The organism is Vibrio sp. 779(2023) (assembly GCF_033344285.1).
Lineage (GTDB): Bacteria > Pseudomonadota > Gammaproteobacteria > Enterobacterales > Vibrionaceae > Vibrio > Vibrio alginolyticus.
On sequence record NZ_JAWPOM010000001.1, the window covers coordinates 395545 to 412626 of the forward strand.

Annotated in this window: 17 protein-coding genes; 11 read left to right on the forward strand and 6 right to left on the reverse strand. The window is 43.2% G+C overall.

The annotated features are described in order from the left end of the window. Window positions 1-26: 26 nt before the first annotated feature. From R8O70_RS01755 to R8O70_RS01765, 3 genes are read right to left on the reverse strand one after another with little or no spacing between them, the layout of a single operon-like run. On the reverse strand, window positions 27-440 hold the full coding sequence (locus R8O70_RS01755; RefSeq protein ID WP_005375322.1) for an ExbD/TolR family protein: 414 nt from the start codon (window positions 438-440) through the stop codon (window positions 27-29). Then, the gene (locus R8O70_RS01760; protein WP_017821236.1) at window positions 437-1135 is read right to left on the reverse strand and encodes a MotA/TolQ/ExbB proton channel family protein; all 699 of its coding nucleotides are present in this window, start codon (window positions 1133-1135) and stop codon (window positions 437-439) included. Before R8O70_RS01760 ends, R8O70_RS01755 begins: the two co-directional genes overlap by 4 nt. Further along, a complete protein-coding gene (locus R8O70_RS01765) occupies window positions 1135-1881 on the reverse strand; it encodes an energy transducer TonB (RefSeq protein WP_213961206.1) in 747 nt (248 codons plus the stop codon). The genes R8O70_RS01760 and R8O70_RS01765 overlap by 1 nt, the downstream gene beginning before the upstream one ends. Before the next feature lie 160 nt (window positions 1882-2041). Here R8O70_RS01765 and hutW point away from each other — a divergent pair, with 160 nt between their 5' ends. The 4 genes from hutW to R8O70_RS01785 all read left to right on the forward strand — a co-directional run bounded on the left by hutW (window position 2042) and on the right by R8O70_RS01785 (window position 5169). After that, entirely contained in the window at window positions 2042-3412 is a 1371-nt protein-coding gene (gene hutW, locus R8O70_RS01770) for a heme anaerobic degradation radical SAM methyltransferase ChuW/HutW (RefSeq protein ID WP_258624785.1), read from the forward strand. 32 nt (window positions 3413-3444) lie between these two features. After that, window positions 3445-3948 carry a heme utilization cystosolic carrier protein HutX gene (hutX, locus tag R8O70_RS01775; protein WP_186585149.1) on the forward strand — a complete coding sequence of 168 codons (504 nt, stop codon included), beginning with the start codon at window positions 3445-3447 and terminating at the stop codon, window positions 3946-3948. Between the two features lie 56 nt (window positions 3949-4004). Beyond that, window positions 4005-4535, forward strand: a complete 531-nt coding sequence (gene hutZ / locus R8O70_RS01780) for a heme utilization protein HutZ (protein ID WP_005375331.1) — start codon at window positions 4005-4007, stop codon at window positions 4533-4535. Window positions 4536-4632: 97 nt separating this feature from the next. Next, window positions 4633-5169, forward strand: coding sequence for an ATP:cob(I)alamin adenosyltransferase (locus tag R8O70_RS01785; RefSeq protein ID WP_005375333.1), 537 nt, complete (start codon window positions 4633-4635; stop codon window positions 5167-5169). An 80-nt stretch (window positions 5170-5249) separates the two neighbouring features. Here R8O70_RS01785 and R8O70_RS01790 read toward each other — a convergent pair whose 3' ends face one another. Further along, entirely contained in the window at window positions 5250-6164 is a 915-nt protein-coding gene (locus R8O70_RS01790; RefSeq protein WP_005385059.1) for a chemotaxis protein, read from the reverse strand. A 214-nt stretch (window positions 6165-6378) separates the two neighbouring features. Here R8O70_RS01790 and ppiC point away from each other — a divergent pair, with 214 nt between their 5' ends. Next, window positions 6379-6720 carry a peptidylprolyl isomerase PpiC gene (ppiC, locus tag R8O70_RS01795; RefSeq protein ID WP_225473223.1) on the forward strand — a complete coding sequence of 114 codons (342 nt, stop codon included), beginning with the start codon at window positions 6379-6381 and terminating at the stop codon, window positions 6718-6720. 40 nt (window positions 6721-6760) lie between these two features. Continuing rightward, window positions 6761-8404: a recombinase family protein gene (locus R8O70_RS01800; RefSeq protein WP_025816611.1), complete on the forward strand. Its 1644-nt coding sequence runs from the start codon at window positions 6761-6763 to the stop codon at window positions 8402-8404. Between the two features lie 85 nt (window positions 8405-8489). Here R8O70_RS01800 and R8O70_RS01805 read toward each other — a convergent pair whose 3' ends face one another. Beyond that, window positions 8490-9434 (reverse strand): hypothetical protein, encoded by a 945-nt coding sequence (locus R8O70_RS01805; RefSeq protein ID WP_224868395.1) that lies wholly within the window; start codon window positions 9432-9434, stop codon window positions 8490-8492. Between the two features lie 177 nt (window positions 9435-9611). Next, window positions 9612-10172, reverse strand: coding sequence for a recombinase family protein (locus R8O70_RS01810; RefSeq protein WP_025612184.1), 561 nt, complete (start codon window positions 10170-10172; stop codon window positions 9612-9614). Window positions 10173-10410: 238 nt separating this feature from the next. Between R8O70_RS01810 and R8O70_RS01815 the strand changes: the two genes are divergently transcribed. The 5 genes from R8O70_RS01815 (at window position 10411) to R8O70_RS01835 (ending at window position 17078) form a co-directional block, all read left to right on the forward strand. After that, window positions 10411-12042, forward strand: coding sequence for a hypothetical protein (locus R8O70_RS01815; protein WP_069502505.1), 1632 nt, complete (start codon window positions 10411-10413; stop codon window positions 12040-12042). A gap of 422 nt (window positions 12043-12464) precedes the next feature. Then, on the forward strand, window positions 12465-13769 hold the full coding sequence (locus R8O70_RS01820; protein ID WP_318184011.1) for an MATE family efflux transporter: 1305 nt from the start codon (window positions 12465-12467) through the stop codon (window positions 13767-13769). Window positions 13770-13943: 174 nt separating this feature from the next. Then, window positions 13944-14705, forward strand: coding sequence for an ATP-binding cassette domain-containing protein (locus R8O70_RS01825; RefSeq protein ID WP_213885192.1), 762 nt, complete (start codon window positions 13944-13946; stop codon window positions 14703-14705). A 20-nt stretch (window positions 14706-14725) separates the two neighbouring features. Beyond that, window positions 14726-15574: an ABC transporter ATP-binding protein gene (locus R8O70_RS01830; protein WP_086047266.1), complete on the forward strand. Its 849-nt coding sequence runs from the start codon at window positions 14726-14728 to the stop codon at window positions 15572-15574. Further along, window positions 15564-17078, forward strand: coding sequence for an ABC transporter substrate-binding protein (locus R8O70_RS01835; RefSeq protein WP_318184012.1), 1515 nt, complete (start codon window positions 15564-15566; stop codon window positions 17076-17078). Before R8O70_RS01830 ends, R8O70_RS01835 begins: the two co-directional genes overlap by 11 nt. Window positions 17079-17082: the final 4 nt, after the last annotated feature.

Below are 17082 nucleotides of genomic sequence, written 5' to 3' on the forward strand. Positions count from 1 at the left end.
TGAAAGGATCTCTATCTTACTTATTTTTATGATGGCTCTTCAGTGAGTAACTGAGTTGCTTGAATTCCGTTTTCTTGTAAAAAGCCGAGAAGTTGTACTAGCGACTGAATATTCGCGGTTTTTTCTGCTCCAATTACAATCGGTTTATCGCTTGACTTACTCTCTTCTAACAGCGCGAGGGTAAAGTTGTCCCAATCGATATAAGTCTTGCCGTTAATAGCCCAGTAAGGCTCGTCTTTAAGAATATTTACCGTGATGGATTGCTTATCGACATCTGCAACAGCCTGAGATTCTGTGCTCGGTAAATTGACGTCTAATGAATCGAGTTTGACCGCTGCGGTTAACATCAGGAAAACCATGACGATAAAAATAATGTCTAACAGCGGTGTTAAATCGGGGGTTAAACCGTTACGACTATTTTCTTGTGGTGTTTTAATCATTGACTTGCGGCCTCAATCTTCCCAGAAGAGCGCAGTGTTACTTTTGAGTGGTCTGGCGAGACATGCTGTAACGATATACCTTCAAGCCATAAGTTGACGTAGTTTAAAGTGTGCTCAAGCTTGGCGATTACACGATCCGCCCACAAACCAATGATCTGCGCTCCTGAAATAGCAGGAAGTGCGATAATGAGACCCGCGGCAGTGGTGCGCATAGCAAGACCTAGGCCGTCAGCCAAATCATTCGGAGTGATATTCCCCGTTGAAACCGCGATGCCTTTGAACATGTCAATTAGGCCAAGTACCGTACCAAGCAAGCCAATTAAAGGACTGATGACACCAATCAGCGTCAGCAAACGAAGGCCGGAATGCAGCTGATGGCGTTTTTCTTGCAGCCAAATACCTGCGGCATCTTCTCTTAAAGATTTCGAGAAAGAATGATGAGCAAGCAACATCGCAACACCACGGTACAGAAGCGGCCTCTTATTCGACAACTCTTCAGCAAGTGCTTCAAGCTCGCTCCCATTTGTTGGGTCTAATCCTGTGAGCTTTTGGCGAATGGCTCGCTTTCCTACACCAAGGCTAATTAACACATGGAATAATCGCTCGGCGATGATCATCACGGTTAGAGCTGAGCAAATGATCAAAGGCCATGTCATCAGCCCAAATTGAGTTTGTAATTCTTGTAGTTGTTCCATTATCCATCCAACTTAAAACGAACAGGTACTTGTACTCGGTGAGCGACTTTTAGCCCACCTGAAATATGTGGTGTAAATTGCCACTGTTTGATCGCACGAAGTGCTGAGGCATCTAGCGACTCTGTGCCGGAAGACTCAATCAAAACCTGTTTAATCTGGTTACCATTCTCATCTAGCCATATCTCATACAAGGCTACACCTTCAATACCGCGTCTTTGTGCAGACCTTGGGTAACGGGGTTGTGTTGGTTGACTCACAAACGTTGGTTTGTCTACCAAGACAGGCTGAGACGTTGCCCCTTTGGATTGGCTCGCAGGTGCGGATTGTTGAGCTACCGTCTCTTTCTCCACTGGTTCCGTTTTTTTCTTTGGTTTCGCTTCGGGCTGAACCTTTTGCTTTGTTACGGTTTTGGTGGGCTCGACCGCTTTAGGTTTAGATTGTTTAACCGGTTCAGGTTTTTTCTCTACTACCTTCTTCTTAACAGCGTCTTTCTTGACGACCTGTTTTTTTACAATCTTCTTTTCTGGTTCAGGTTGGTCTTGAGGCTGCTGCTCTTTTAGTGGTGCTACATTTTCTGGTGTAGATTTTTCGACAGCTGGAGGAGCAGACACAAGATTCAGACTTACCGAACTTGCTGGGTTTCCAGCCGGCATCGCGAACACCTTTGTCTCTTGAGAAACAAAAAGAAGTGCGGCATGGATGGCAAGGGAAGCACCTCCTGCAATGACATATCTTTGTACGTTCACGGAATATCTCGGGAAACTATGAAAACTTGGGCAGATTATTACTTACAATGGAAATAAGATCAATTATCAATTGCATTATCATTACGCTCAAATTATGATTCTTGCAGAATTTTCAAGATCAGCTTCCATCCCTTACATGATGGGAGTTAAGCGAGTATATATGAGCGTCGATATCGATAAGCTTGATGAATCAGTGTTGGGCAGTGATAGTCCTGATCCATTGCGATTTGCTTTTGTTAAGAAGCATTCTGCACATGCCGGGGGAGCGAGCGTACCTGTGCCCTCGTCTCAACAACAGGCGATTTTTTCGAGTATTACGGCTAACTCAATTAAAGCGACCAATAAACGCTGTCTTTATATTCATGTTCCGTTTTGTCGCGTTCGTTGCACTTTTTGTAATTTCTTTCAAAATGCTGCAAGTCGCACACTGGTTGATGAGTACTTTGAAACATTAATGCAGGAGCTTAGAGAGAAAGCGGCATTACCTTGGACACAAAATGGTATTTTTCACGCCGTATATATCGGGGGCGGAACGCCAACGGATCTATCTCCAGTACAGGTTCGTGTGTTAGGCCAGGCTATCCGAGACCACTTTCCTTTGGCTGCAGACTGCGAAATCACCTTAGAAGGTCGCATCAATCGTTTTTCTGATGAGTTGTATCAAGGCGCTTTAGAGGGTGGGTTTAATCGTTTCTCTTTTGGTGTGCAAAGTTTTAATACACAAGTGCGCCGCAGCGCAAAACGTTTAGATGATAGGGAAGATGTCCTCAAACGAGTGAGCGAGATCGCCAAAGAAGACAAAATTCCGGTCATTATCGATTTACTCTATGGCTTACCTTATCAAACCAAAGAAGTGTTAGAGCAAGATTTAAATGATTTCCTCTCGACTGGCGCACACGGACTGGATTTGTATCAGTTAGTGGTTGGCGGGTCAGCTCCCATGCTCAACCTCGTAGAAAAGGGAAAAATCCCGCCACCTGCGACCACACCAGAAAAAGCGGGAATGTATGAGCTCGGTGTGAACTTTATGGCCAAACACCATATGAAGCAACTGAGTGTGAACCATTGGGCAATCGATAACCGCGAGCGTAGTTTATACAATAGTTTAGCCAAGACTTATGCAGAGGTATTGCCAATTGGCTGTGGTGCTGGAGGTAATATCGGTGGCTACGGGATGATGCAACACCGCACACTAGAGACCTATATTAAAGCGGTCAAAGAAGGTCAAAGCACCATCGCGATGATGATGAAGCAAAGCCCTCTAGAACCACTTTTTTCTGCACTCAAATCTGCGTTTGACCGTGGCATTGTTCAAGCAAATCAACTTCCATCATTTATGGGAGAGGACGCGTTCGGGTTTTTATTGCCTCTATTTAAAGTGTGGCAAGCGAAAGGCTTAGTACAACTACATGAACGTAGCGCAATCCTTACTCTTGCAGGCAGCTTCTGGGCAGTGTCACTGGCTCAAAGTTGTATTCAGGTACTCACGTCAGAGATGCACGAAACCGTACCGAAAGCATCCAATAATTAATGAAAACAAATTGAACAAAAACGGAAGACACAATGGAATCAATCAAGCAACAAGTTGAAGTATTACTAGAGCAAGAACCACAATTATTGCCAGCTGCGATGGCAGAGCGTCTTGGCATTTCCGAGTTTGAGGTTGTTGCGGCTCTACCTCAGGAAATGGTGGCTATTGCACCAGGAGAGCAAGCGCAAAGCATCCTAGAAAGTTTGGTTGGTTTTGGCCCGGTGACGACCATCGTCCACTCTTTTGGTTCTATCTTTGAAGTTAAAGCGCCGTTTCCAAAAGGAAAAGTGGCGCGTGGCTATTACAATTTAATGGGTAGAGAAGGTGAACTGCACGGCCACCTTAAATTAGATAACGTTAAAAATGTCGCATTAGTCAGTAAACCGTTTATGGGTAGAGAGAGTCACTATTTTGGTTTTTTCTCAGAGTGCGGAAGCAATATTTTCAAGGTTTATTTAGGCCGTAACGAAAAGCGCGAGTTGATTGAAGATCAAGTCACCGCATTTCGCGCCCTACAAGCCGAATTAAAAAAGTAATCACAAACATAATCGAGGCTTAACTCGAATACTAATTAGTAAAGTCAGGTATCAATATGGATCAACAAGTTAAACAAGAGCGTTTGCAAGGTCGTTTAGGGCCAGAGATCAAAGAGTTTCGTCAGGAGCGCCGTACACTTCAGCTTGCAACTGTCGATGCAGAAGGTCGCCCGAATGTAAGCTACGCGCCTTATGTTCAAAACCAGGAAGGTTATTTCGTTCTCATTTCTAAAATCGCTCGTCATGCCCGTAACCTTTTAGAAAATCCAAATGTTTCATTGATGATGATCGAAGATGAAGAGTCTTCAAAGCAGTTGTTTGCTCGTAAGCGCTTAACTTTTGATGCGGTAGCAAATGTAGTTGAGCGAGACACAGAGATGTGGCAACAAGTTGTTGGACAAATGAAAGAGCGTTTTGGTGAGATTATTGATGGTCTAAGCCAGCTAGAGGATTTCGTTTTGTTCAACTTAAAGCCAGAATCGGGGCTATTTGTTAAAGGTTTTGGTCAGGCGTATCAAGTGTCTGGTGATGATTTAGTAGATTTTGTTCACCTTCAAGAAGGTCACAAGAAAGTCGAAAGTGCCTGATTGTAAACCGATCATATGAATGTCGATCATTTGGCATAATGAACGTTTAAAGGGAGTTAGGTTATACTGACTCCCTTTTTTATATTGGAACAAAAGCATGAAACCTGTAAGCAAGGAATTGAGCGAGATTTGCTATCCGTTTATTTACGAGGACAGTCCGGTTTGTGACTTTGAAATTACAGCAGATGAACTTTGTAGTCGTATTGGCCTTGTTCTCGCTATGGAGTTGGACGAGTTTAGCCGCGATATACTGACAAGAATGCAGCCTAATGTTTATCATCTAAATGGCTCGGTTCGCGGAAAATTAGCGATTACAGAGACGGAAGTTGAAGAGTTAAAGGCCGATTATGCTTTGCTCAAGCAACGTATTGATGGCGGCTTCAAAGGCTTTGTTCTACCCGGAGGGCACCCGGCAGCCAGTCAATTGCATTTGTGCCGTTGCCAAGCTAAAAAAACGGTACGAGCATTAGTTGCCGTTGAACATACAGGTAAGAAGCAGCCCGCACCTATTTTGTTTCGTTACGCGAACTTATTAGCGAATGTACTTTACAGCCTAGCTTCTTATATTAATCATGCTCACCAAGTCAAAGAGACGGAATTCGTTTCTCGTAGTTACGCGATGCCAAAGAAGTGAGCTGAGAAATTAGCGGATGTGAGCATCAGGGATAGGACAAGTACTGCATTATATTCTCAAATCAACTCGTCCAATAAGAGTTAAGAAGTCATAGCTTTGGCTTCTAGCTCTTTTGCTCCGCGAAGCATCGCTTCGATTAGTTCTCCTGCATTGAATTTCTCAAGTGCCTCATGCGCGCCAACTTGGTGAGCTCTGTCTACACAGATTTCGCTCGATAACGATGTATGTAAAATGCGGTATGAATGGTTCAGAGAGGAATTATTCTGAACTTCAAATGCTAATTCATAACCGTCTAATCCGGGCATTTCAATATCGCTGACCAGAATATCAATTGGGCGATGAGCCGCAGCGTCACTTTTCATCAGTTCCAATGCATCTAAACCATTTTTACAGATTTGATACCCAATATTGATGCTATCGAGTGCGTCACACAGCTGTTTACGAGCGATGGAAGAGTCATCCACCAATAGAATACTGAGTGCTTTTAGGCGTTCTCGCTCAATATCTGTCAGCATTGGTATCTTTGAATTCTCGTACTGCGGATAAATTTTGGAAAGTAGCAGTTCCACATCCAGCATTTGAACAGTTTTGTCCTCGTAGCGAGTAATTCCAGTCACGAAAATATTTTTTCCAGCGCTCGGAGGTGGCGTTTCAATAGCTTTCCAATCGCACTCAATGATCTTCTCTATACTACGAACCATAAAAGCAACCACGGTTCGCAAGCAATCTGTCACGATCAAGTAGCAGCTTTTATATTCTTCTTCACTTATAGGACGAAAGCCAACAGCCGCTGACATATCGATCACTGGTACTGTTAAGTTACGTATCGTAACGGTTCCAATGACGTGATGATGCGAGTAAGGGATCTTTGTCGTTGGCATGTACGGGACGATTTCACGGACTTTTAGCGTACCGATAGCGAAACTCTGTTGCAGGGTGAGCTTAAACATCAACATGCCCTGAGACTGATTCGCTTTGCTAACGACTTTTGCCATGAAAATAACCTTATAAATACCACCGAATTGTGTCTAATCTAATCTTATCAGACGAAGGCTTCAACCATCGGAGAGACAAATGTGAGCTTTTTAGGCAATCTTTTAGAGAATAGTGATTAACTGAGTAAAACTTGTTTGTATTTTAAACTCATTATATAGACGATTTTATATTCCACGTGCATTTTGGCCTTTGCCACTGAGCTATTATTAAGAAATGTTTGGTCTGTTAAAAAGGATTGGGTACACTTGCGCGACCAGAATAGTGAGAGATAGATCAATGGCAAATACAGCAGCCGCATTACATATTCTTGTGAAGCACAAAGAGCAAGCGGAAGACATAATCAAGCAACTGAAAAAAGGCGCAAAGTTTCAGACATTAGCGAAGAAGTATTCAACTTGCCCGTCAGGCAAACGCGGTGGTGACCTTGGTGAATTCCGCCGTGGTCAAATGGTACCTCAATTCGACAAAGTGTGCTTTTCTGGCGAAGTGTTAACGCCGCATCTAGTTAAAACCAAGTTCGGTTGGCATGTTGTAAAGGTATTGTATCGGTTATGACATAACTCTAGAATCCGCCCTTGTTATTTAGGAGGGCGTTATGCGCACAGCGTATAGTTATGTAAGACTTTCTTCAAAAAAACAAATTCAAGGTTATGGGCAAGAGCGTCAGTGGCAGGCTATACAGGCAGCTGCTCTAGCTCACGGCTGGGAGCTTAGTGAAAAAACCTTTTCTGATCTTGGAGTCAGTGGTTGGAAAGGTGCAAATATTGAAACTGGTGCCTTAAGCCAGTTTCTTCAATGTGTCGAAGACGGCTATATTGAAAAAGGCAGCGTTTTAATAGTGGAAAACGTTGACCGTCTTTCCCGTGCTGGAGTCCAGCGTGCGGTCTCACTTTTAATGCAGCTACTAGCAAGTGGTATTAGCATTTATACATTCACTGATAGTAAGTTATACGAACCAGACTCTCATAATCCTTTAATGGATTTAATGGCGTGGGCTCTAAGTGCCCAGCGTGCTTTTGAGGAGTCAGAACGTAAAAGCCAAATGATTCTGAACGCTAAGGCAAAGGCACGTGAAAAGGCTCGTCTTACTGGAGAAATTATCACTAGACGCTGTCCTAGTTGGTTGCGTGTCAATCAAGATAAAACCGCATTTGAGCTTATTCCTGAACGTGTGGAAACCGTTCGAAAAATATTTGATTTATACGTTAATGGGTATGGCACGCCTAGGATTGGTCGTCTTTTAACAGAGGAAGGCCGGAAGCCTTTAACTGGTAGAGCGTGGTATCCAAGAAGTATATCCAGAATTCTTCAATATCGTGCAGTTCTTGGTGAATATCAACCAACCCTAAATGGGAAGCCTGAAGGAGATGCTATAAAAAACTACTACCCTGCGATTATTGATGAAGACCGGTTTAATGAAGTGCAGGCCGTCTTAAAAGAAGGTGGTGCAGGAAAAGGTCGTAGGGGCAAAGAGATGCGTAATTACTTTGCTGGCCTACTTCGATGCTCATGCGGTGAAGGTATGCATATTGTGAGCTCATGCGTTAAAGGGAAAAGGTATTACCAGCTTCGTTGTCTTCAATATCGCATTAGTTGTTTTGGTAGCTCTTGGAACTTCTACAAACTATCTTCCTTCGTTCTCTTTGCTTTACGCCGCTTGCCTATCCTTGAAGTTATGGGTAGTCAGGACAACAACAATATCAAAGAGTTGAATGCTAAAGAACGAGAACTAACATTCCTTCTAGAAGATACCAGAAGACAATTAGACAATACGATAAATGCCATTGCTGCACTCGGATTAAACGATCAGCTGCAAAGTAAATTTCGTGAGCTAAAAACCTCAGTCACGAACATTGAGAAGCAACTTTCTAATGTCAAAACAGAACTAGAGACCTCTCAAGGTAAGTTAGTCATTCAAAAACAAGATTCTGAAATGTTAACTGGCCGTTTTCTAGAACTCATTGATAGTACTAAAGATATAGATGGTCGAATAAAGCTCAATCAAGTTTTACGACGGTACTTGAGCAAAATAGAAATGCATGCAGATAAGAAAGAAGAGTATCGGTATATAAAGATATATAGAAAGGATGGTGATGAGCTTGTAAGTATTCAATGTGATCATAGTCTCAAAGGTGCACTTTTTGAGAGTAAGGATGGTCTAGAGACTTTTGAATTGCTTCCTGCTACTGACGCCAAAAGAAACGAGATTAGTAATACTCTGTTGTGTACACCTAAGTAACTCTCATTGTACACACGTGTACACCTTTGTTTAAATGAGCCCGTAGGCCTTGTGGTATAAGGCTTACGAGCTCACAACGTTATTTCTAAAAGTCGTAATTTTCTACTAAGTCAGGTGCTTTAATTCCGTCATTTTTGTCTTGAATACACCCTTCTATAGAACCAACCTGATCTAGCCACTTATTTCTTTGGGATATAGAGATGCCTAGTTGTGAACCTCTAGTTACTTTTCGTAAGCCTTCCCTAAAGATATCCTCTCCGTAAAATGTAATGAGACGGCTGAGACTGTTTGAGACATCTTTGATCTGTTGCTGCTCCCACTTTTCATCGTCTAGGTTTGACATATTATCTTTGCCAGTAATTGCATCTGAGAGACGTCTGATCTTAGGAAACCCTTTAGAGTCCCAACAATTGCTCGGTAAGTGATATTTACTCTCCAGACCAAATCTAAGGCGTTCAACAAAGCTCTCTAAATCTACTATGTTCATGTAGATGTCATCACCTAGAGCTTCACCACAAGTCTTTAAATTTCTGGCAATATGTGCAGCTTGACCACGACTACAACCCACGATCTTTACTACTTGAGATACACTTAGGCCAAATTCTTTATTTACAATTAACTTGCGGAACTTAGCCTGCATAATTTCATCATGAGTAACACCTACACCATGTGACTGATTGGCGTCTTGAGCTGCTGAAAACGCTTCAATGTAAGTACGGTTATATATCACTCGTGAGTTAATCTTTAGTTCAGTATTTGGGTTTTCTGCAAGATACTCCAAGCAAGCTCCAGTACGATGGAAACCATCCACTACATAATACTTATCATCGACCACAAAAACGGTGATAGGCTGCCTTATAGGCTGTCCATTACGAAGGTCTTCAAGAATCTCTTTGCTTTGACTCTCTTGCTTGATCTCTTGCGCTGAACGTACTCGTTTGTCTTGTATGAGTTCAACGTCACGGGCTTGCATTGCTGGATCTAGTATGAGAGTACGAGGGTCTAAATACTCAAATCTGCTATCTGCCATGAATTGATTCATAGTGGTCTTGGTACCTATATATGATTACTTAATGATTATTTCTCTGTTCGGTTTGTATCTGAATAAGGGGGGAGGGGCTGGAGTACAACTATTTGATTTCTATTGCTGCGTATCCTTATTTTTATAAACAATGTGTGATTGAATTTTTAGATTTTTGTACAGTTACTAAGTTACGTTCTTTGATAAAGCTCTTTGCACTGTAGACAGGGATACACCTACCTGAGAGGCTATCTTCCGCAAAGATAGTCCCTTAGAACGCAGCTGGTGGATACGTAGGTGGTTTTCACTGTTTGTTGGTCTGCCTTTATATTTACCTGCTGCTTTAGCCTTCTCAATGCCTTCCTGACGTCTTTCTTGAATCATTGCTAACTCAAACTGGGCTACAGCACCCAGCATGTTAAGCATCAGCTCAGACATGTGGTCACAGCCACCAGCTTTAAAACTTAGGTTCTCTTTGTGAAACCTGATGCTAATCCCTTGGCTAGTCCAGTCATTTACTAACTGTTTCAAATCAACCAAGTTACGAGCTAGACGGTCGATACTATGGACATGAATTGTGTCTCCTTCACGTGCATAATCTTTAAGGGCTGCTAAGGCTGGTCTGTTAGTCGACCCTCCACTACATTTATCCACAAAGCTCTTATCGAAGGAGATGCCTGAGTCTGCCAGTTGACGTTCAGTATTCTGCTCAATCGTTGAAACTCGTAGGTAAGCTATATGCGCCATTAGGTGTACCCGTTTAACTTTAGATGCGTTAGATTTTATTGTGGTCATAAATCAAAGGCAATCCTATTGGGTACTGTTTGATCAAGGTTTGACCGTAGTCGTTTGGGTATACCTAATGGATACACTGTCTTTTCTCATGTCTGACCAAAATACTGCTAAACTGAATACTTAGAATTATGAAGCGTATGTAGTTTGTTAACGATACTTTTGTCTAGTTAAAATGTCAGGTTAGGTACTAATGTATAGAAGCATCAGATATAGTGAAAGTGACTATTACTTAAATTATCTCAATATATCGGCTCATCATATTCACAGTGGGATGTGCTCCGGAAAGTTCCACAACTATATAAAAAAAACATTTGGAATTAATAAACTTCCATACAACATAAAGTTAATAGATTTAATCAGAGCTAATGATAAAAATTATGAGCTATTTATTGATATTCCTGAAGAATACTTCAATGAGTGGGAAAGTTATCCTCACTTAGGAGGTATTGAAAGTACAGAAGCTACGAAGGCTACAGGGGCTACATACTCCGATATACATATAATTAGCACTGAAGATGAGGGGCTTCCTGACTTACTACATCCGTACGATACAATATTAATTGATAGCTTTGTTAATAGCCTCAAATCTAGACCATCTAATCCACTAGTAACTAAAAGCCATAGAAATGGTAGGGAGTATAGGCCTTGTGAGTTCTACCTCTCATATTGGAGAGCCTATATTCTCTTTGAGACCGTAAATAATTGTAAATTTATTGAGAGGTACTTGGCTCAAGAAAAAGGTAAGCCATACTTTGAAGCTGAATATCAGAGAGTGAATGATTATTGGGTGTTAAATTATTCAAGCACATTTCAAAGAGTAGCTACTTACAGAGCCTTTGCTTCAAGGTTTGCTCTGTCTAGGGCTGACATACAATGCACTTATGGAGAAGTATCTTCGTTTGTTCTGGAGCACTTACAAGCGACTAGAGACGATTTAGAGTCAGATATGACAATCTTACTAACGCTTTATAAGCACTGGGAAGGTTTGGCAAAAAGTAGTGAGTTAAACAGCTATAATTTTGGATTGAGAGAGTTGAAAAAAGATATCTACTTTATGTTTGAGTGGCTTTGCTCTGCTGGTCTATCTGAGCACGATGTGTTTGATAAATGGTCTCATGGCGGGCGTCATTCTGGATATTTTTCAACACTAAAAGATGTTCTTGACTTTGAAGAAATCAAGTTTAGAGAATCATTTACCAGATATGTTCCAATTTATGTTCAACCAGTAAAAAACAAGTGGCTGAATGAAAAAATAGAGTTAGATGCTTTGTATTTAAAGTTAGAAGGTTTAAACAGCTTTGATCCGTGGATGCGCTCTTTTTATGACCTTCATGAATCAATAAATAATAGGGATAGTATACATTTAGTTCAACCTAGAATAATTGATTGTTTGCTTATTTTTACAATTAGAACAGAGATTATAATCAGAGACCTAATTTACTCTAATTTTTCATATGAAAAGAACAATCTAAAGGATGTACTTTCTGAATTATCAAATCAGGTTGAAACAGAGAGTGACAAAAAAGTACTTTGCAGTGTGACCAATAATGATAATTGGGCTATGACAAAGCTTAACAGCAAGCCTAACGATATTTTTGAAAATATTGACCGTTGTTCCGTTGGTAAGGCTTGGTCTCCTTCTATGAAATACTCTTTTGCACAGCTACTTAAATTCGTAACATCTAGAAATTACTTTGCACATCACTCTTATAAAGATGATGAACTCAATTTGTCAGTCAATACTCTTCCTAGAGAAGTACTTACGTCATGTTTATACTCCGTTCTTTACTTGGCGTCATTGTCCTATGCAGTTGAAAACTAGGACAAGTACTTTGTGATTCCCATCACGAAAATGGTTATGCCTTTAAGGAAACCTAACTAAGGTGCTTTACAGAACATAAGGCTTGGTATCGACCTAAACATTGTCAGATGAAACCCACAAGCATTAAATATCATCTGTACGGTCTCTTTTCACCAATCACTACCGTTATGACATGGCAGATACATTCTGATCTGCCATGCTCAACCAAACGCTAATCTTTCCAAACTAGAAACTCATTTATATGCAGTTAACTTGGCTTTTCTCATAAGTCGTTATCCTATTTCAAGCTTTGGTATGAGAATACGTTGGCTGGTTGTATCAATTATCAATGCTATTCCTTGCTGGCGAACTTTGGTTCATGTTCGGGCGCCATTCGCATATGATAGCGACCTTATAAAAATTAACCCCGTTCATAATTTAAGATGTCCCTGACTCATAAAGACTATTTTAAAATCGCATTTCCTTTCATTGTTTCTACTGTTACCCAACCATTGTTGGGGGCGGTGGACACCGCGGTGATCGGTAAACTCGGTGTGGCTGAGATGATTGGTGGTGTGGCGATCGGCACCGTCATCATGAACACCTTGTATTGGTTGTTTGGCTTTTTCCGCGTAAGTACTACGGGGCAAAGTGCAATCGCATTAGGTAAAAATAGCCCAGAAGATCAAGCGAGCAGCTTATTTCGTCCTTTCGTGCTTTCGCTTTGCCTTGGCTTGATTTTCATTGCGTTGCAGTCCGTGATTTGGATGGGGGCAGAGCTGATTATCTCCCCTGATGCAGTCGTGGCCGAAAACGCGAAGATTTACTTCGATATCATGATCTTTGGTGCACCGTTTGTACTGCTGAACTACACCGTGATTGGTTGGCTGATGGGGCAGGCGAAAGCCAAAGAAACCTTGTTCACGCAAGTGTTTGGTAACGTGCTGAACATCGTGCTGGATATCGTCTTTGTGTTGTACTTCGATATGGGCATTGCTGGCGTTGCGGTAGCGACACTTATCGCGCAAATTTCGACGTTTGTTATTGGTGCGGTACTGGTGCTGAAAACTTGTCGCTTCCCGCTGTTTGATTACATTCAAACAGCAAAAATGACGCGTAAAGATTTCAGAGTCATTGCGTCTTCCAATATGGATCTGCTGCTTCGTACTGTGTGTCTATTGGTGTTCTTCAACATGATGGCGCGTGTGGGCTCTCAGCTTGGTTCTGATGTGCTCGCGGCGAACGCAATCATGATGCAAGTGACCTTTATCGTCAGCTACATGTTCGACGGTGTAGCGAACGCGTCGAGCGTCTTTGCAGGTAAAGCAGTAGGGCAGAAGAATAAGACATTGCTTGATAACGTGATTAAGCTAAACACGCAATGGACCGCAGCGTTCGTTGTTGTCTTGACCTTGCTGCTAGCGCAGTTCAAACACCAAGTGGTGTCGTTATTTACCACTTTGCCAAATCTTGTTGAGCTGTATTTGGACATGAGCCCTTGGTTATTGGCATTCCCGTTGGTTGCTGGTTTTGGTCTTACGTTTTACGGCATCTTTACCGGTACAGGGACGACGCGACCAGTGCGTAACTCTACCTTTCTAACCATGGTGTTGTTCTTAGTGACTCAATTTATTGCGGTGCAATATTGGGGCAACCACGGTTTATGGCTGGCATTCACGTTGTTCTACGTTGGGCGCTTTGTCTTCTTGTTTCCATACCTCGGTCAAGTTAAACAAAAGTGTCTTTAATACACACTGTCACAAATGACCTAACTTAGATGTTCTTATCACAAGGGGGGGGAGCTATCTGCCCTTGTTGATAAATCTGAAAAAGGTGATGAAATAACCTTTCCGACTGGTTTCCTTGCTTTAACCCGCATGATATTATTTGTGATGTTATATTATTACATTTAGTTTGATGCCGTGATTTCTCGACCAATACTCTCCGTTAATAATCTCAGCCTTACAGACTCAGAACGCACACTCTTCAAAGACATTTCTTTTGAGCTGTTTCAAGGTGAAGTTCTTGCCATTATGGGACCTTCCGGCATTGGTAAATCCATGTTGTCGAAAGCCGTCGCAGGTTTTTTGCCGTCTGATATTTGGGTAGACGGAAGTATCCAGCTTAACAGCAGTGAAGTCGCACAGACTGCCATGCTGCAACGCAGTCAATCGCAGCGTCCTGCGGTCATTTTCCAAGATGCACTTAAAGCACTGAATCCATTGGCCTCTGTCGAGCAACAACTGTGTTTGGCATTGACGGGCAACAAAACACGTTTGTCTTCAGCAAACCGAGAAACGGTGACGACCTTGCTGTCTCAACTCGGATTTACGGATCCAAAAGCAGCATTAGCGCAGCATCCAAGCCAGCTATCTGGTGGTCAACGTCAGCGTATTTGTATTGCGATCGCGTTGCTTGGTAGTGCCAACTTGATCATCGCGGATGAGCCCACCAGTGCGCTCGATCCAATCACCGAAGCGGAGATCCTTGAGTTGTTCCGCAGCAGTGTTCAGCAACGCAACATCAGTGGTTTGTTGATCACGCACGATCTATCTGCGGCTTTGGCGTGTGACAAAGTTTTGGTGATTGCGGACAACACCATGGTGGCTTATGGCGCACCATGGCAAGCCATTCAGCAAAGTTCGCATCCTTTCTGCCAACAACTTGCGCAACTGCTGCCTTAACCTCATCTCTGGAGCCTATTTTGACTAAGCACAACTTGAGCGGGCACACGCAGCCTAAATCGGCGGAAGTTCGCTTTGAGCAAGCCAGTGTTCACTATTACTCCAAACCAAGTTGGTTAGGGGGCAAACCGTTTAAAGCGCTCGAACAATTGGATCTTGCTATCGACACAAAGAACATTGCGATTGTTGGTCCTTCTGGTGCGGGTAAATCGACCTTGATTGAGCTTCTGTTCGGTCTTCGTAAGCCCACATCTGGTGAAGTGTATGTGTGTGGTTATCCGTTATCGCGTAGCTCGGCTAAGCAGCGACAAGAGTTGTGTCAGCACATTCAGCTGATCCCACAAGAGCCGCAATCGAGCTTGAATCCTTATTACACCGTTCGCCAGATTTTACTGGAACCTTTGAGCAACATTGGTTTGACGCAAGAGCTCAACGAGAGGGTGGAAAAGGTGTTGGCGGATGTCGGTTTGGATCTCACATTGTTGGATCGTAACCCGCAGCAATTATCAGTTGGGCAAGCCCAACGTGTGGCTATCGCCAGAGCTTTGATTGTTGAGCCTTGCGTATTGGTTGCCGATGAGCCAACCAGCAGCTTAGACCCCGTCAGTCGTAAACAGATTCTCGACTTGTTGGCAGGCATTCAAAAGAGTCGTCAGATGCGCCTGATTTTGGTGACACATGACCTCGATGCGGCACAAACCCTATGCGATGAAATCCTAGTGTTAGACAAAGGACGCGTTGTCGAGCACGGCACAGCACAGAACGTGACAAATAACCCATCGCACTTGATCACGAGAGCCTTGATGAGCGCTCAACACAAAAGTAATGAATTCACAAAAACCATTGGAGAGGTTTCTTATGCACCTTAGTACTCCCAAGTTAGCTTTGTCGCTGGCTTTAAGCGCATTGCTGACGGGTTGTTTTGACTCTGGCGAAAGCAAGCCAGAAGCGGAAAAAGCAGCTGCACCGCAAGCAACGGAAATTCGCGTTGCCATGATGCAACCACCACGCACAGGTTTATCGCCACTTTCAGATGACGCGTTCAAACTGTCACGTTGGAGCACGGCAGAAACGCTAGTGAACCTAAACGATCAGTCGGTAGCAGAACCTATGCTGGCAACAGAGTGGGAACAAGTTGACCCGATGACGTGGCAGTTTACGGTACGTAAAGGCGTGAAATTCCACGATGGTTCTGAGCTTGATGCCAACGCGGTCGTGAACTCTCTGCAAAAAGCATTAGATGCCGCACCTAAACCACGCATCTTGGACGGTATCGAATGGCAAGTTCGCGCATTGGACGACTTCACTGTTGAAATCAAAACGACCTTTAACGATCCACTGTTGCCAAGCCGTCTTTCTAGCCCACAGCTAGCGATCCTTTCTGGTGCTGCATATCAAGAAAACGGTCGTGTTGTGCCAATCAAAGCAGGTACGGGCCCATTCGTTCTGACAGAAATCAACGGGACAACCAGCGCAAAACTGAAGCGTTTTGACGGTTACTGGGGTGAAAAAGCAAAAGTAGACAGTATCTTTGCTGAATACGTACCAAACGGTTTTGCTCGTGCTGCAGCACTGCGTACTGGTGAGGCGGATGTAGTGGAAGCCGTTCCTGTTTCGCAAATCGCGATGATGGAATCTTCACAGCTGCACGAAGTCGCAATGCCGCGTACCAACACGCTTTACCTAAACAATAAATCAGATGTGTTTAGCCAGTTCGGCTTGCGTAAAGCAGCAGCTCAAGCGGTTAACCGTGAGCAAATCATCAAAACGGTTTACGAGAACCACGCCGATTCAGCGAAAGGTCTGTTAGGTCCAGCATTGGCATGGGCTCAACCAATTCGTGATGCGAACCCTCGTATGGAAACCATGGAAATGCGCCACGCGAACGGTGAGAAGATCACCATCGGTACATTTACCGACCGTGCTGAGTTGCCAGAAGTAGCGGTGCTGCTAAAGCAACAACTTGAAGCGGCTGGCTTTGTGGTTGAACTAGACGTTCGTGAATACGCACAAATCGAAAACGATGCACTAGCAGGTAAGTTCGATGCGTTCTTGTTGTCACGTGCAACAGTGTTGGATTCTGGTGATCCAGTGGCGTACATGCAAAGTGACTTTAGCTGTAAAGGTTCTTACAACCTAGGTCAGTTCTGCTCTGAAGAAGTGGATGCTGCATTGAAACACGCTGATCGTCAGCCATTGGGTGAGAAACGCCAACAAGCGATCATCGAAGCAGAAAGCAAAATCCTTGAGCAATTCGCTGTGATTCCACTGCTTCACGAGCGTGTAATCCAAGGTGAGAGTGACCGCGTGAAGAATGCACAACGCGACCCACGTGAGCGTCGCCTGATCGACCAGTTTACTGAGGTGAACTAACTCG

What these genes read in the sequence shown, in the direction of transcription:
- R8O70_RS01755 (WP_005375322.1), bottom strand. Translation starts at nt 440, where the DNA reads ATGATTAAAACACCACAAGAAAATAGTCGTAACGGTTTAACCCCCGAT.
- R8O70_RS01760 (WP_017821236.1), bottom strand. Translation starts at nt 1,135, where the DNA reads ATGGAACAACTACAAGAATTACAAACTCAATTTGGGCTGATGACATGG.
- hutW (WP_258624785.1), top strand. Translation starts at nt 2,042, where the DNA reads ATGAGCGTCGATATCGATAAGCTTGATGAATCAGTGTTGGGCAGTGAT.
- hutX (WP_186585149.1), top strand. Translation starts at nt 3,445, where the DNA reads ATGGAATCAATCAAGCAACAAGTTGAAGTATTACTAGAGCAAGAACCA.
- hutZ (WP_005375331.1), top strand. Translation starts at nt 4,005, where the DNA reads ATGGATCAACAAGTTAAACAAGAGCGTTTGCAAGGTCGTTTAGGGCCA.
- R8O70_RS01785 (WP_005375333.1), top strand. Translation starts at nt 4,633, where the DNA reads ATGAAACCTGTAAGCAAGGAATTGAGCGAGATTTGCTATCCGTTTATT.
- R8O70_RS01790 (WP_005385059.1), bottom strand. Translation starts at nt 6,164, where the DNA reads ATGGCAAAAGTCGTTAGCAAAGCGAATCAGTCTCAGGGCATGTTGATG.
- ppiC (WP_225473223.1), top strand. Translation starts at nt 6,379, where the DNA reads ATGTTTGGTCTGTTAAAAAGGATTGGGTACACTTGCGCGACCAGAATA.
- R8O70_RS01800 (WP_025816611.1), top strand. Translation starts at nt 6,761, where the DNA reads ATGCGCACAGCGTATAGTTATGTAAGACTTTCTTCAAAAAAACAAATT.
- R8O70_RS01805 (WP_224868395.1), bottom strand. Translation starts at nt 9,434, where the DNA reads ATGGCAGATAGCAGATTTGAGTATTTAGACCCTCGTACTCTCATACTA.
- R8O70_RS01810 (WP_025612184.1), bottom strand. Translation starts at nt 10,172, where the DNA reads ATGGCGCATATAGCTTACCTACGAGTTTCAACGATTGAGCAGAATACT.
- R8O70_RS01815 (WP_069502505.1), top strand. Translation starts at nt 10,411, where the DNA reads ATGTATAGAAGCATCAGATATAGTGAAAGTGACTATTACTTAAATTAT.
- R8O70_RS01820 (WP_318184011.1), top strand. Translation starts at nt 12,465, where the DNA reads ATGTCCCTGACTCATAAAGACTATTTTAAAATCGCATTTCCTTTCATT.
- R8O70_RS01835 (WP_318184012.1), top strand. Translation starts at nt 15,564, where the DNA reads ATGCACCTTAGTACTCCCAAGTTAGCTTTGTCGCTGGCTTTAAGCGCA.